This window comes from Streptococcus salivarius, from assembly GCF_009738225.1.
GTDB lineage: Bacteria > Bacillota > Bacilli > Lactobacillales > Streptococcaceae > Streptococcus.
Genome location: NZ_CP018187.1, coordinates 921,052 through 935,921, shown reverse-complemented (window position 1 = coordinate 935,921; position 14,870 = coordinate 921,052). Strand labels below are relative to the sequence as shown.

The 14,870-nt window shown below is 39.0% G+C and carries 9 protein-coding genes; all 9 read right to left on the bottom strand.

Annotated elements, in window-relative coordinates:
* Positions 1–17 precede the first annotated feature (17 nt).
* Positions 18–2,924 carry a CshA/CshB family fibrillar adhesin-related protein gene (locus BSR19_RS11900; protein ID WP_414820567.1) on the bottom strand — a complete coding sequence of 969 codons (2,907 nt, stop codon included), beginning with the start codon at positions 2,922–2,924 and terminating at the stop codon, positions 18–20.
* A gap of 749 nt (positions 2,925–3,673) precedes the next feature.
* Positions 3,674–5,176 carry a pyruvate kinase gene (gene pyk, locus BSR19_RS04715; RefSeq protein ID WP_002890793.1) on the bottom strand — a complete coding sequence of 501 codons (1,503 nt, stop codon included), beginning with the start codon at positions 5,174–5,176 and terminating at the stop codon, positions 3,674–3,676.
* Positions 5,177–5,245: 69 nt separating this feature from the next.
* The gene (pfkA, locus tag BSR19_RS04710) at positions 5,246–6,265 is read right to left on the bottom strand and encodes a 6-phosphofructokinase (protein ID WP_156246654.1); all 1,020 of its coding nucleotides are present in this window, start codon (positions 6,263–6,265) and stop codon (positions 5,246–5,248) included.
* Positions 6,266–6,356: 91 nt separating this feature from the next.
* Positions 6,357–9,467, bottom strand: coding sequence for a DNA polymerase III subunit alpha (locus tag BSR19_RS04705; RefSeq protein WP_156246653.1), 3,111 nt, complete (start codon positions 9,465–9,467; stop codon positions 6,357–6,359).
* Positions 9,468–9,635: 168 nt separating this feature from the next.
* Positions 9,636–10,226 (bottom strand): 3-isopropylmalate dehydratase small subunit, encoded by a 591-nt coding sequence (leuD, locus tag BSR19_RS04700; RefSeq protein ID WP_002890790.1) that lies wholly within the window; start codon positions 10,224–10,226, stop codon positions 9,636–9,638.
* An 11-nt stretch (positions 10,227–10,237) separates the two neighbouring features.
* A complete protein-coding gene (leuC, locus tag BSR19_RS04695; protein ID WP_037597711.1) occupies positions 10,238–11,629 on the bottom strand; it encodes a 3-isopropylmalate dehydratase large subunit in 1,392 nt (463 codons plus the stop codon).
* 30 nt (positions 11,630–11,659) lie between these two features.
* A complete protein-coding gene (locus tag BSR19_RS04690) occupies positions 11,660–11,941 on the bottom strand; it encodes a DUF1294 domain-containing protein (RefSeq protein ID WP_037598114.1) in 282 nt (93 codons plus the stop codon).
* 4 nt (positions 11,942–11,945) lie between these two features.
* Complete coding sequence (leuB, locus tag BSR19_RS04685) at positions 11,946–12,983, bottom strand: 3-isopropylmalate dehydrogenase (protein WP_002890787.1); 1,038 nt, start codon at positions 12,981–12,983, stop codon at positions 11,946–11,948.
* A gap of 18 nt (positions 12,984–13,001) precedes the next feature.
* Positions 13,002–14,558 (bottom strand): 2-isopropylmalate synthase, encoded by a 1,557-nt coding sequence (locus tag BSR19_RS04680; RefSeq protein WP_060971493.1) that lies wholly within the window; start codon positions 14,556–14,558, stop codon positions 13,002–13,004.
* Positions 14,559–14,870: the final 312 nt, after the last annotated feature.

Genomic DNA, 14,870 nt, shown 5'->3' with positions numbered 1-14,870 from the left:
AGCCGTAAGAGAAACTGTTACCCCTTGGCAATTCCAGTAAATCCTGGTTCTGGTACAAAAGTAACCTTGCCAGTCAACTCGTCTAGATAGTAAATTCCTTCTCCTTCTACAGTCAAAACAGGATCATTGATGACATTTCCAGTCGCTGGATCGACAAACTTAGCCGGATAATCAAAATCAGGTGTGATTTTAACTTTCTCACCATTACTATTTGTTCCTTCAAGAGCGAATTCTGGCGTACCAGTTTGACTAGCTCCTTGAACATCCGTAGATTTCTTGTCTTCCCCTTCGATATTTTTAGGTGTTACTGTTGGAATGTAAAGACCATCCATATTATCCATCACTTCATTAATTGATGGTAATAATGTTTTATCTTTAGAAACCCAATCAGTTGTATAACCATTATCATCTGTACGACGGATACTTATACCGCTCGCAGTTCCTACAAAGTTATCTTCTGGAGTAAATTCAATATCTACGTTATTACTGTTTGGAGTAATTTTATATTTACCTTCTCCTGGTATTACATAATATCCATCAGCTTTTGGATTTACTACTTGTTTCGTTCTATTATCAATAATAACTGGAGCTACAGTTTGATCGATTTCTGCATTTTTATCACGGCTGTACTTGGATAGTCCTTGAGCCGTGAAAGCAACTGTTGCTGTTTGTGTCGCTCCTTGAACATCGATTGTTTCTTTACGTTCACCTTTTGGAGGGAAAGTAATTTGAGTTTTAAAGTCTTCTACTTCTCCAGATAAAGCTAAACCTGTTGGGTTTTCAATATCTGATTGATTACTAGCAATACGAACACGTGTACCTAATTCAGTAACACTTGGATCAATCATTGTTTTTGCATTTCTGAATTCAAGTCTAACTGTTCCATCTTTTGTAACAGTTGCCAAGTCAGAACGTTCATCCTCATCGAATGTTCCATTTTGGTTAAAGTCGATCCAACCGTAAACATACGCTTTAGCAGCACCATCAGTATGTGCTTCAACATCTAAAGTATACGTTCCTGGACGAGTACGGTCTAATTTAATCATATCATTAGTTTGACCTTTTAAGTTATCAGGTACGATTTGATCAACACCTTCATCAGCAGAAATAGTGTTATCATCACCTGTCCAGTCATTTGCGTTATTTTCATCCATATCAGGACTTACAGTTCCTAAGTATGGTTGAGCAAGTTTTGTACCTGTTACACCGTCTACCGTTCCAATTGAGTGTTGTGCTTTTCCATAACTTTCTGGAGCGTCTCCTTCATCAAGAGGGAAGAATCCAAGCATAGCAGATTGTTTACCTGATGATGCGATATAAAGTCCCACTTCTGAAGCTCCTTGAGTCATAACTAGAGGTACTGAAAAACGGCTAGCAGACACGTTCGGTCCGAAAACTCCAGTTCCTAATCCACCCGTAACTTGGTCTGGACTACCAAAGTATTTCCACGCTACTGGTTTTTTATCTGGGCCAACCTCATTAGCATTACGAAGTAATTCCAAGTTTAGTCCTGATATTCTAGCACCATTTACATCAACAAATTTTGATCTACTATAGTTATTTGCGGGATCAAAATAATTGTGTGTGTCTTGAACTACATACGTTTCAGTATTAGAAGCTTTTTTCCATTCTCCGATATGTTTCCAACCAGCACCATTTGTAGTGAATAACACTAATTCACCAGGGTTAGCTGACTCACCATCAGCAGCTACTACTGCAGGTTTTACTGATTTACCACGGAATGTTGCAGAAATCTCAAATTGAACACCGATATTCGCACCATTATACTCTGATGAAATTGTTGTTCGTTTTGAACCAGTATCAATTCCTTCTTGACGAATTTCAGTCCAACGATTTTGAGCGTCTGCTACTACTAATGCTTCTTCTCTGTTTGCGAAAGCTGCTCTAGTTGTAGGATCTCCAATAGTTCCAATGTATCCATTTTTTGCATTTGGATCATATGTAGCTTTTTCAGCTTCTGTAGCACCTTGTGCTTCCATACGGTTTTTATAAATTTCAGTTGCTTGGAATGGTTTAAGACTCTTAACCTTAATGTTAACTATATATCCAGGCATAATTTCTTTAGTGTAAGTTGATCCTACTTGAAGAGCTGTTCTACCGTCTTTAGATGTTGTAGTATTGGTCCAAGCAGTTGTATCTCCAAAATCTAACCAGTTAATTTGTTTAACTAGTTCTTTTGCATTAATTTTAGAAAATTCTGTTGGTTTTTCAACTTTTGGAGTTGAGGTTGCGTCTTCTACATCATCACCAATCAAGTTTGGATCATTGGCATCACCAAGGGCACGACGTGTACGACGTCGACCAGAAGTTTCTGCTGTTACAACAGGTTGCTCTACAGCAGATGCTTCGGCACCACTTGAAAGAGCATTCGTTGTAGAAGCTTCTGCTTGAACGTCCACACCTTGTGCTTCAGATGCTGTTTCTGAAGCAGGTGTCTCAGATGATGCTGATGTAACAGAGGCTGTCGTTGAAACTCCCGTAGTATTGCCTACACTTGTAGAGTCAGCAACACTAGTGGTAGATGCTGCAGTACTTGCTGACGTTGACGAAGCTGCTTGAGATGTTGTCTCACTAGAAGCTTGTGTTGTAGACGTTTCAGAAGTAGCTGCGCTAGCATTTGAAACGGTTTGAGACTGACTATTAGTCTCATAACTTGATAAGAGATTTGCGACTTCCGTCGAAGCTTGAGTAGCAACAGCATTCTGAGAAGATGTCTCATCACTCACTGTAGCAGTAGTGCTAGCTACATCTCCTGCTTGGACTAGGTTAGCTGTTTCATCGGCAGATACTTGACTAGCAGTACCAACCATAACCAGAGTTCCAAGAAGAACGGAGCAAACCCCTACATTCAGCTTACGAATCGAAAATCGACTTATACTATCATTAAATAAATCTTTACCCACTTTGGTAATCCTCCACACTTATACTATTAAGTATCTCACCCCTCAATGAGATTAAAAGTATTTAAAAATACTAATCGTTAAATATTTTAACAAAATTCCTAATATTTGTTAAAAGAAATGCTCTTATTTTCAATTTTTTTATAAGGTTCACTTAAAAATAATCATGTAAACAGTAGAATGATTATAGATATTACTATTTTTATAAACGTTTCAATTAATAATTTTATAATTATTTATTTTTAGAATTATCAGTAAAAAGAAACTTATGATTTCATTTTTTTCAAAAATCGATTTTCAGAATTAATAATTCATTAGAACTTTTAAATTAATAAGTCATTATTGAAATAAAAATGGTTGGTTATCTACTCAGTCCTTCTAAAAAATATAGCTTATAACCATCTTAACTATAGTTTAGAAGTCTATTTAACGACATTTTTTTATCCTGTTGTTTTCAAGAAAAACAAAATTTCTTTGAAAAGATAATTTCCCTCTTCTCTAAAGACCTTCTAAGTCATATGACACTTAGAACTAAATCTGTTGAAAATACAAACCAAATCAGCCATCTTGCTTTAAACCATTCGGAATAAATATGATATTCTTCACTTTTTCACTTGTTATTATTATCCAATTCATTTACCTAGCTAGGAAAAAAGCTCTATAATCTCTTCAATAGTTTAACCTACTAAATCGATTATAGAGCCAAAAAAAGAAGATCCAAAGACCTTCTTTCAATTTAAGTTCTACTTAAATTATTTTACTGTGCGGATACGCATAGTGTTTGTACCACCTGTACCTACTGGAACACCAGCAACGATAACAATGTTATCACCAGATTCTACAAGACCTGATTCCAATGCAACTTTTTCAGCAACATCAAACATATCATCAGTTGAGCTTGGTTTTTCAGTAACTACTGGAATAACACCCCAGTTAAGCATCAATGATTTTTGAGTAATTTCATCGAATGTTACAGCCAAGATATCAGCTTCTGGACGATATTTAGAAATCAAACGAGCAGTGTTACCTGATTCAGTAAGAGCAACAACAAGTTTGATATCCATTGAGTTAGTAGCATCTTTAACTGCAGACGCAACTACTTCAGTCTTAGTTGAACGGTCAAATGTTGATGAATCAAGACGACCATACTCTTTAAGAAGAGTTTGAGCGTTTTTATCAATTGTAGCCATTGTACGAACTGATTCAACTGGGTATTTACCATTTGCAGATTCACCAGAAAGCATTGTAGCATCTGTACCATCGATAACTGCGTTGAATACGTCAGATACTTCAGAACGAGTTGCACGTGGTTTTTCTGTCATTGTTTCAAGCATGTTAGTAGCTGTAACAACAACTTTACCAGCAGCGTTTACTTTTGTGATGATCATTTTTTGGTAAACTGGAACCATTTCGAATGGTACTTCGATACCCATGTCACCACGAGCAATCATAATACCGTCAGCAGCTTCGATGATTTCATCAATGTTATCGATACCTTGTTGGTTTTCGATTTTAGCCAACAATTGAACGTGTCCATTACCAGTTTCTTCACAGATAGCACGAACTTCTTGTACATCTTTTGCAGTACGTACGAATGAGATAGCGATAAAGTTAAGACCTTGTTCAAGACCAAAACGGATATCAGCGTTATCACGTTCAGCAAGTGCTGGGAAAGGAATTTTAGTGTAAGGGATGTTTACACCTTTTTGTTTAGCGATGATACCATCATTTTCAACATCAACGATGAATTCACGTTTTTCAGCATCTTTGTCTACAACACGAAGACCAAGTTTACCATCATCGACAAGAACTTGTTTACCAACTTCTACATCGTCAAAAACGTCAAGTGCACCTGCAACGTTCAAAGCGATAACGTCGCGAGTTGATTTGATACCTTGTTTAGTAGCAACACGAATTTGTTCACCAGTTTTGTATGCATACTCTTTAGCATCACCTTCGAACAATTCAGTACGGATTTCAGGTCCTTTTGTATCAAGAAGGAAACCTACTTTTTGACCAGCAAGGTCTTCTGCCATACGAACGACATCCATACGTTCACCTTGTTCAGCGTGGTCACCATGTGAGAAGTTGAAACGGAAAACGTTGGCACCTTCCTTGATCAATTGAGCAATGTTTTTAGCAGATGCTTCACGGTCAAGTTTTTCACCCCAGTAACCATCTTCACCAAATTTTTTGCCGCCACGGATTTCAACCGCAGGACCAAGTGTTGCAACGATTTTTACACGTTTATTCATGATAAATAAAACTCCCTTATATTTTTTGTCGCATTAGCGACGGATTAACAATAATTTAAGTAACTGAGATTAGCTCAAGTTAGACAATGAACGGTTAAGGTCTGCAAAGTCAAGACGTGCTTTGTGAGGATTGTTGACGATAATTTTACCGTCTTTAGTAAGACTGAACAAAGCTCCTTCTTCTGCTGTACCAAGGATTGGGCTTTCAACAAGCTCTTCATTGTGGATACCAACAGCTACACCACCAATACCTTGTTTAAGGAGGTCAACCGCATGTGCACCCATCCATGAAGCAAGAACACGGTCACGCGCAGTTGGTGAACCACCACGAACCACGTGTCCAATGTTTGTTGCACGAAGATCTGAAGTATCTCCAGCTTCTTTCATTTTAGCTGCAAATTCTTCAGCACCCATGACACCTTCAGCAACTACGATTACATGGTGAGTTTTAGCACCTGATTCGTAACCTTCTTTAACTTTACGTACAACTTCATTAATATCATACTCTTCTTCAGGTACGATAATTTGGTCTGCACCAGAAGCAATACCAGCCCAAAGAGCGATATCACCAGCGTTACGTCCCATAACTTCAACGACAAAAGTACGTCCGTGACTGAAAGCAGTGTCTTGAATCTTATCGATAGCTTCTGTTGCTGTTGCAACAGCAGTATCAAAACCAATTGTGTAGTCTGTACCAACGATATCGTTATCGATAGTTCCTGGAAGACCAACAGCTGGGAAACCATGTTCAGTCAAACGCATAGCACCATGGTAAGAACCATCTCCACCAATAACTACTACACCTTCGATTCCATGTTTTTTAAGTTGCTCAATACCTTTAAGTTGACCCTCAAGTTGGGCAAACTCAGGATAGCGAGCAGACTGAAGGAAAGTTCCACCACGGCTGAGGATGTTGTCTACGCCTTTGGCATCAAGTTGGAAGATATCTCCTTCAACCATACCAGCGTATCCACGGTTAATGCCGAAGACCTCAATTCCTTCAGAAATTGCTTTGAGAACAACTGCACGAGCGGCAGCGTTCATACCAGGGGCATCTCCACCACTAGTTAAAACAGCAATACGTTTCATTATTCCTGATACTCCTTTTATATATTTAACATTTTCATTATAACACAAAGAATTCTAAATGGCTTTAAATTTGAAAATATTTATTGTTTTTTTACCGTAAAACCGTTTTCAGCACATAAGGTGCTAATTCCCGATTAAGTTCCTCGTTCTTAGTTACTCTGTATCTTTGACTAACGATAGTTTCCTTACTTCCTTGATAACGGATAATGACAGGAATGTGTCCAGGATACTTAGCTAATATTTGAGAAACTTCTATGTCTTTATCATGATTCTCAAGTAAAATCCAGAAACGCTCCGTGCTAGCTTCCTCCATGTTTGACAAGATTAACTGAATGCGTCCATCACGCTCCTGGGTCCGTCCATCAAGATAAAAGAGACCACCTTCACTTAATTTATCCTTATTATAGAAATAAGTTTCTGGAAATAGGGTAACATCAAGTTTATTGATCCCATCAGTGACGTTCAGAAAGGCCATCTGATCACCTTTTTTAGTTCTGATAATTCGAACGGATTCTATCTGAACCAAAACCGTTGCCTTAGTATTAACAGCCAAATCAGAAATGGCTTGATAGGGACGAGAGGCCATTTTTTGAGCCAAGTGTAAAGGATGGGGGCTAAGCCCAACTCCTAGTAACTCCTGTTCTAAATTATAACGATCCGTCTGACTATAGTCTTCATAATCAACCCAAGAGTAAGATGACTCTGCAAACAAACTTCCTAACTCATTGACAAAAGTAAAGAGGTTGCTTAAATTACCAATGATTTTCTGACGATTTGGTTCAAAAATATCAAACAAACCAATCTGGATAAGAGGTGTCAGACTATCGACTTTCTGATATTTGCTAGGAATACGTGTCAAAAAGTCTTCTATAGAAATGTATTTACCATTTTGTTTGCGATCCTCAATAATCCAAAGGGCAAAATCTCTTGGCAAGCCTTTGATAGTCTTAAGACCTAATACAATCTTTCCATCTGAAATCTTGTCCAGATAGGGAATTCTATTAATATCAAGGCTGGCTAGAGAAAAGCCATTTTCAATTGCATCCTTAATGTAATCACTAGACGAATAGTTTAACATGATGTCATAGAAAATCTGAGGGTAATGCGTTTTGAAATAGGCTAATTGAAAGGCTAGTGCTGAATAAGCATAGGCATGACTTCTATTAAAGCCATAACCTGCAAACTTAGCCATCATACTAAAGAGTCGTTCAGCAATCTGTGGGTTACGTCCCAACCGACGACTTCCTTCCATGAACTCTTCGGACATCTTGGACATTTCATTGGCATCTTTTTTCGACATTGCCCGACGAAGCAAATCGGCTTTTCCGAGTGTAAAGCCTGCAAATACTTGGGCAATTTGCATAACCTGCTCTTGATAAAGCATGATGCCATACGTAGGCTCAAGGATTGGTGCAACTACTGGATCAATCAAATCTACTTTTTCCTTACCATACTTACGAGCGATGAAATTATCTGTATAATCGCTAGCTCCAGGTCGGTTAAGAGAGGTTGTCGCTACCACTTCTTCGAACTTAGCGGGTTTAATCCGTTTAAGAAGGTTAATAGCACCCGCCTGCTCAAACTGAAATATTCCCTTAGTTTTCCCCTTGGCAAAAAGAGCTAGGGTCTGTGGATCTTCCAAATCAATTGATTTGATATCTATAGCGACTCCATGCTCTTCTTCAAGTTTCTCCTTCATTTTTTGAACAAAGGTCAAATTACGGAGGCCCAAGAAATCCATCTTAAGCAAGCCATTGGCTTCGATTGCGGAGGCATCGTACTGAGTAATCATCATATCCTCACCAGCTTTTAGAGGAATATGGTTGGTCAGGTCATCGTCACTCATCACAATACCAGCAGCATGGATTGAAGTCTGTCTTGGCTGACCTTCAATAGCCTTAGCAATCTCAAAAGCTCTCTGAAATTCTTGTCTTTGATTAATCAACTGTCTAAATGACATATTCTTCTCATAGACAGAAGTCAAGGTGTCACGAAAAGAAATCTTTTTACTAAGTTGTGACAGTTCAAATTCCTTGGCTCCGAAACGTTTAAAAACATCTCGGATAGCCTGTTTGGCCCCAAAAGTTGAAAAAGTAACAATCTGAGCAGAGTGCTTACTACCATAACGGTTCCTAACATAATGAAGAAACTCGCTTCGATAGATATCAGGCAGGTCGATATCTATATCAGGCATGCTATAACGTTCTTCATTTAGAAAACGCTCGAAAAGCAAGTCATTTTTAACGGGATCAATTCCAGTAATATCAAGGACATAAGCTACCAAGCTTCCTGCAGCAGACCCACGTCCCATTCCCATATAATAACCACGGCTACGCCCAAAGCGTAATAAGTCCCAGACAATCAAGAAATAATCATCAAAGCCCATCTGATGAATGATAGACAATTCTTTGTCTAAACGTTCCTGATAAACTGCTGCGCTTAACTTTTTAGTTTCTAATCCAGATTGGGCTAATTGACGTAATTGGTCAACTGCTGGCATATCACGATTAAAACGGGGAAGCTTCAAATCCGTATCAAATTGATAAGTAATATCTGAAACAAGTTGCTCCAAATTGTTCAAAGCCTCTGGAATATCACTATATGCACTTTCCATTTCTTGAGGCGAGAAAAGAAGCTGATTCATAGGACAAATAGAGGCCTCTGACAAGGAAACGTTTTGTGAGATGGCGTGTAACATCTGAATTGTCGAGCGATCTACATTCTCAAAATAACGCACTGTATGTAAAGGAATTACAGGATAATCAAACTCTTTGCCAGCATCTTCTGGCCTTATCCCAATAAAAACCTCTGAACCAAGAGTCATTCCTGGCTCCCACTCTTCACTCGGAAGGATGAGGGCAATAGCATTCAGATAGTCCGAAAAAGCTGTAAACTCGCGTTGCCCTGAGGAGAGCTCTGTTGCCAACTTCATCAAATTTTTATAGCCCTGATTATTTTTTGCTAATAGACGAAAAGGAATTTTTCTGCCCTCGTAAAATAGATTAGCTTCCATACCAATCAAAGGACGTAAACCCTTGCTACTTGCAAACTGAGCAAAATGATAAGCAGCATAGAGATTGTCACGATCCATCAAGCCAAGGGCTTGATAGCCAAGCTTTTTGGCACGCTCAACGTAGGTGGTCAAATCTACAACACTATCCATGAAACTATAGACGGATTTTGTATCCAATTGTGCAAACATGAAGGCCTCCTTTCTATCTTTCTATTATAGCATACGCTCCTTGTAAAAACGCCTCTACCATGTTAACTGTTGCAAACAAAAAGAATGAGATAGAACAACACCTTAAACATTGTCCTTATCCCATTCTTTTAAGTCCTCATTATTATTTTACATACACATCATTGTTTCTTATTGCCAATATGATGGGCGTTGTTTTTCATAGGCAGCAATCAAATCTTCATATTGAAGAGTGATTCCAATATCGTCAAGCCCTTCAACCAATTTACGTTTCCACTCATGATCGATATCAAATGGAAACTCTCCTGCTGAAGATTTAATCACTTGGTTTGGAAGGTCAATCGTAATTTCCTCACCTGCAGGAAGAGCAGCCAATTTTTGACGTACTTCCAAGGGTTGAACGATTGGTAACATACCATTCTTCAATTCATTGTTATAGTGAATATCTGAAAATGATCCAGCAATAACACAACGGAAACCGTAATCTTCCAATGCCCATGCAGCGTGTTCACGAGATGACCCCGAACCAAAGTTATCACCAGTAACCAAAATGGTCGCATCGCGATACTCAGGTTTATTGAAGACGAAATCAGGATTTTCATCGTAATCATCATTAAGGTAACGCCATTCAAACATCAAATTCTTACCGAAACCTTTTTTATCAACAGCTTTCAAGAATTGTTTGGGAATGAGTTGGTCCGTATCGATGTTATCATTCATCAAAGGTACTGATTTCCCTGTATAGACGGTAAATTTTTCCATTATCTTCTCCCTTATGCTTGAACTTCTGGCATATCGCGCACATCTACAAATTTACCAGCGATTGCTGCAGCTGCTGCCATTGCTGGGCTACAAAGGTGAGTACGAGCACCATATCCTTGACGTCCCTCGAAGTTACGGTTACTTGTAGATGCACAATGCACACCTTCTGGAACATGGTCTGGGTTCATACCAAGACACATTGAACAACCTGGATCGCGCCATTCAAATCCTGCATCCATGAAAATTTTATCCAAACCAAGACGTTCAGCTTCTTTCTTAACTGGACGCGAACCTGGAACAACAATAGCTGTCAATGTCGGTGAGATATGTTTTCCTTTAACGAATTTAGCAGCTAACTCAAGGTCGCTAAGACGTGCGTTAGTACAAGAACCAATGAAGACATAGCCAAGATCAATATCTTTAGCATATTCACCAGGCTTAACGTCCATATACTCGTAGGCACGTTCATCATTAAAGTCCTTGATTTCTGGGAATGGTTGATCAAACTCAACACCCATTTCAGGGTTAGTTCCCCATGTAACCATAGGTGCCAATTCTGAAACATCAATAGTAATCACTTTATCATATTCAGCATCTGGATCTGAAACCAAAGTTTTCCAGTCGGCTACTGCTTCTTCGAATTTCTCACCCTTAGGTGCGCATGGACGCCCCTCAACATAATCATAAGTTTTTTGGTCTGGATTCATAAGACCCATCTTAGCACCAAATTCAATAGACATGTTACAGATGGTCATGCGTTCATCCATTGAAAGAGCATCGATAGCTTCACCACAATATTCAACTGCGTATCCTACACCAGCATCAACGCCATAGCGTGCAATGAGTGCAAGAATAAAGTCTTTTGAATAAACACCTGGCTGTGGTTTACCAACAAATTCAACCTTCATTTTCTTCGGTTTCACTTGCCACAAACATTGTGTCGCAAAGACATGTTCTACCTCAGATGTACCAATACCAAAGGCAATAGCACCAAAGGCACCATGAGTAGCCGTATGACTATCACCACAAACGACAAATTTTCCTGGTTGACTACGACCTGTTTCAGGACCAACCATGTGGACAATCCCCTGACGAGCAGTACCGTGGGTAGCCGCATCAATACCAAATTCCTCAACGTTTTTCGCCAAAGTATCAATTTGGTTTTTAGAAATAAGGTCACGAATGTTAAAAATATCAACCGTAGGAACGTTGTGGTCTGTCGTACCAAAAGTTAAATCTGGGCGACGAACTTTACGTCCAGCATCACGAAGTCCTTGAAAGGCCTGTGGACTTGTAACCTCGTGAATATAATGCTGATCCACATACATCAATTGTGGTTCGCCCTCATTTCCAGTAACGACGTGGCGTTCCCAAAGTTTATCAAAAATTGATTTTCCGCTCATAAAATACTCCAATTATAATCTAAGGATTAGCTAATCCGAAAGTCTTGTTAGAATAAGGTATAAAAGAAAGACATCTATAACAATTCCTATAAGCCAGCAAAGCTTAAAGTACCATTTGTTAATTTTATGTCTAAAAAGTCTCCCACCTAGAAAGGCACCAATACCACCAAAGATCAGTGTCTGTAATAATAATGCCTTCTCAGAAATCCGTCTCTTATGTCGGATAGCCTTATGTTTATCAAGGCCATAAACCAATAAGACGACAATATTCCATACCAACAAAACACTTAGTAACACTAGTTTTAGTGTCATGAGTTTAGAGATTGCCAATAATAGCTGCTGTCATTTCAGCAGTCGAAGCCTGACCACCCAAATCACGTGTCAAGATGCCTTGATTCAAGGTCTTATCAACAGCATTTTCAATCAATTCTGCCCCTTCAGTTTCATTGAAACTTTCACGTAACATCATAGCTACTGACAAAATCATTGAAATTGGATTGGCAATACCTTGACCAGCGATATCTGGTGCTGAACCATGAATAGGTTCATAAAGACTTGGACCATTTTCAGAATGACTGGCAGATGGCATAACACCTAAAGTTCCTGGAAGGACACTTGATTCATCAGACAAGATATCACCAAAAAGGTTTTCTGTCACAACCACATCAAAACGAGCTGGGTTGGTAATCATAATCATTGCGGCACTATCAACGAGCTGATGTTCAAGGGTTACATCTGGAAACTCCAAAGAAACTTCATCAGCAACCTTACGCCACAATTTAGAAGTTGCCAAAACATTTTGTTTATCAATGCTAGTGACCTTTTTGCCACGACCTTGAGCAATCTTGAAGGCACGACGCATGATACGACGAATCTCATCTGCTGAATAATCATTGATATCGCGAGCTTTATCTTCTTCCAAAATGTGCTCACCAAAGTAAATACCACCTGTGAGCTCACGAACAACGACGAAGTCTACGCCCTCAATACGCTCAGGTTTAAGAGGTGACAAGTGTTTCAAAGCATCAAAGATGCGGACAGGACGGATATTAGCAAAGAGATTCAACTCCTTACGAATGGCCAAAAGTCCTTGTTCAGGACGAACTGGCGCATTGTCATATTTAGGTCCACCAATTGCAGCCAAGAGGATAGCATCTGCTGATTTAGCAGCATCCAAAGTTGACTTAGGAAGTGGATGACCCTCGGCATCAATGCCAGCACCACCAAATGGTTTAGCATCGATGTCGTAATCAAATCCAATTTTTGAAGCTACTTTTTCAAGAACTTCAAGACCTGCTGCCATAATCTCAGGTCCAATTCCATCACCTGAAAGTGTTACAATTTTCTTTGTCATGTTTAACTCCTCTTCGGCTTATGGAAGGTCACGATAAGAAACCTTACGTGCCATCTCACCAGCATTTTCTTTTTGAACCAATGTATTAGCATTGATATAGGCAATTGCTGATGCTTTCAAGACGTCAAAGTCTAAACCAGATGCATTGAAAATAGTATCTGTATCTACATTTTCTACAGTTACAAGTACACGCGCTTGCGCATCAATACCATCAGTTACTGCGTCAATATTATAAGAAGTCAAGCGAACTGTTTGGTTGAAGAATTTGTCAATAGCATTGAAGATAGCTTCAACTGACCCTTGGCCATTTGCCAAAAATTCAACAGATTCACCATCTTCATTAGCCAAGCTTACTGTAGCAGTGATTGTTTCATCAGCATTAGTAGTCAAACGAAGATCTTCGAAGTGGAAACCTTCTGGATTATCTACACTTGTACCAGCAACAAGTGCACGAATATCTGCGTCAGTAATATCATGTTTTTTCCCAGCCAAGACTTTAAATTTGGCAAAGAGTGGTTTGATATCTTCTTCCACAAAGTCAAGCTCAAGTTCTTTCAATTTTTCAACAAAGGCATGACGTCCTGACAATTTACCAAGAGGAAGACTGTTACTCTTCACACCTACCAATTCTGGTGTGAAAATTTCATAAGTTTGTGGGTTCTTAAGAACGCCATCTTGGTGGATACCTGATTCATGAGAGAAGGCATTTCCACCAACAACAGCTTTATTTTTAGGAACAGGAATTCCAGAGAAGCGAGAAACAAGCTCTGAAGTATTCATTGTTTCATTAAGAACAATATCACTTGTTGCTTGGAAAAAGTCTTCACGAATTTTCAAAGCAACAGCTACTTCTTCAAGAGCAACATTACCCGCACGTTCACCGATACCATTAACAGTTCCCTGTACACGTCCAGCACCGTGTTTAATTGCTGTCAAAGTATTTGCAGTTGCCATACCGAGGTCATCGTGACAGTGAACACCAAAAACAACTTTATGGTCTGATTTAATATTTTCAGTCAAATGATCAAAAATACGTGCAAACTCTTCTGGAGTCGTAAATCCTACTGTATCTGGAATATTAATATATGATGCACCAGCATCAACCGCTGTTTGAACAACTTCAGTCAAGAAATCAAGCTCAGTACGAGTAGCATCCTCTGGTGAAAACTCAACAACATCGAAACGTTCTCGCGCATAAGTCACATGCTCTTTTACAGCTTCAAGAATTTCTTCTTTTGATTTCTTCAATTTAAACTCACGGTGAATCGGACTTGTTGCGATAAAGACATGAATTTGTGGATACTTGGCATCTTTCAAAGCCTCATAACAAGCATCAATGTCAGATTTTACTGAGCGTGCCAAGCCGGTAACAGAAGTTGTTGTCATAGCTTCTGCAATTTGTTTTACTGCCTCAAATGAATCTGGGCTAGCTGCAGGAAAACCTGCTTCGATTACAGAAATTCCCCATTTTTCAAGTTGCTTAGCAATGGCAACTTTTTCTTTGATTGAAAAGTTAACACCTGGTGTTTGTTCCCCATCACGAAGACTTGTATCAAAAAATTCAACTTTACGCATAGACAATCCTCTTTCTAAAAGTAAAAACGATAGTAGTAAAAAAACATCTCACTCGGAAACCCAAGCGAGATGTTTTTACCTCCCGCTTGGTAAGCCAAACAGGACTAATGCTTTTGCACTAGCCCTCATTACGCAATAGCAAAACAGTTGTAGTTGCGAATGTCATTTGACTCATTTCCTTTCGATGTATCTTGGTTAATATGATACATCTTTCCAACTTGAAAGTCAAGGAAAAATTACTGAATTGACTGACTTTTCTGACCACTTTTTACATTTCTTTTTCAAGAAAAGAAAAAAGCTGACCGAAGTCAA

Coding starts and splice junctions, on each gene's coding strand:
- pyk (WP_002890793.1), bottom strand. CDS start 5,176: ATGAATAAACGTGTAAAAATCGTTGCAACACTTGGTCCTGCGGTTGAA.
- pfkA (WP_156246654.1), bottom strand. CDS start 6,265: ATGAAACGTATTGCTGTTTTAACTAGTGGTGGAGATGCCCCTGGTATG.
- BSR19_RS04705 (WP_156246653.1), bottom strand. CDS start 9,467: ATGTTTGCACAATTGGATACAAAATCCGTCTATAGTTTCATGGATAGT.
- leuD (WP_002890790.1), bottom strand. CDS start 10,226: ATGGAAAAATTTACCGTCTATACAGGGAAATCAGTACCTTTGATGAAT.
- leuC (WP_037597711.1), bottom strand. CDS start 11,629: ATGAGCGGAAAATCAATTTTTGATAAACTTTGGGAACGCCACGTCGTT.
- BSR19_RS04690 (WP_037598114.1), bottom strand. CDS start 11,941: ATGACACTAAAACTAGTGTTACTAAGTGTTTTGTTGGTATGGAATATT.
- leuB (WP_002890787.1), bottom strand. CDS start 12,983: ATGACAAAGAAAATTGTAACACTTTCAGGTGATGGAATTGGACCTGAG.
- BSR19_RS04680 (WP_060971493.1), bottom strand. CDS start 14,558: ATGCGTAAAGTTGAATTTTTTGATACAAGTCTTCGTGATGGGGAACAA.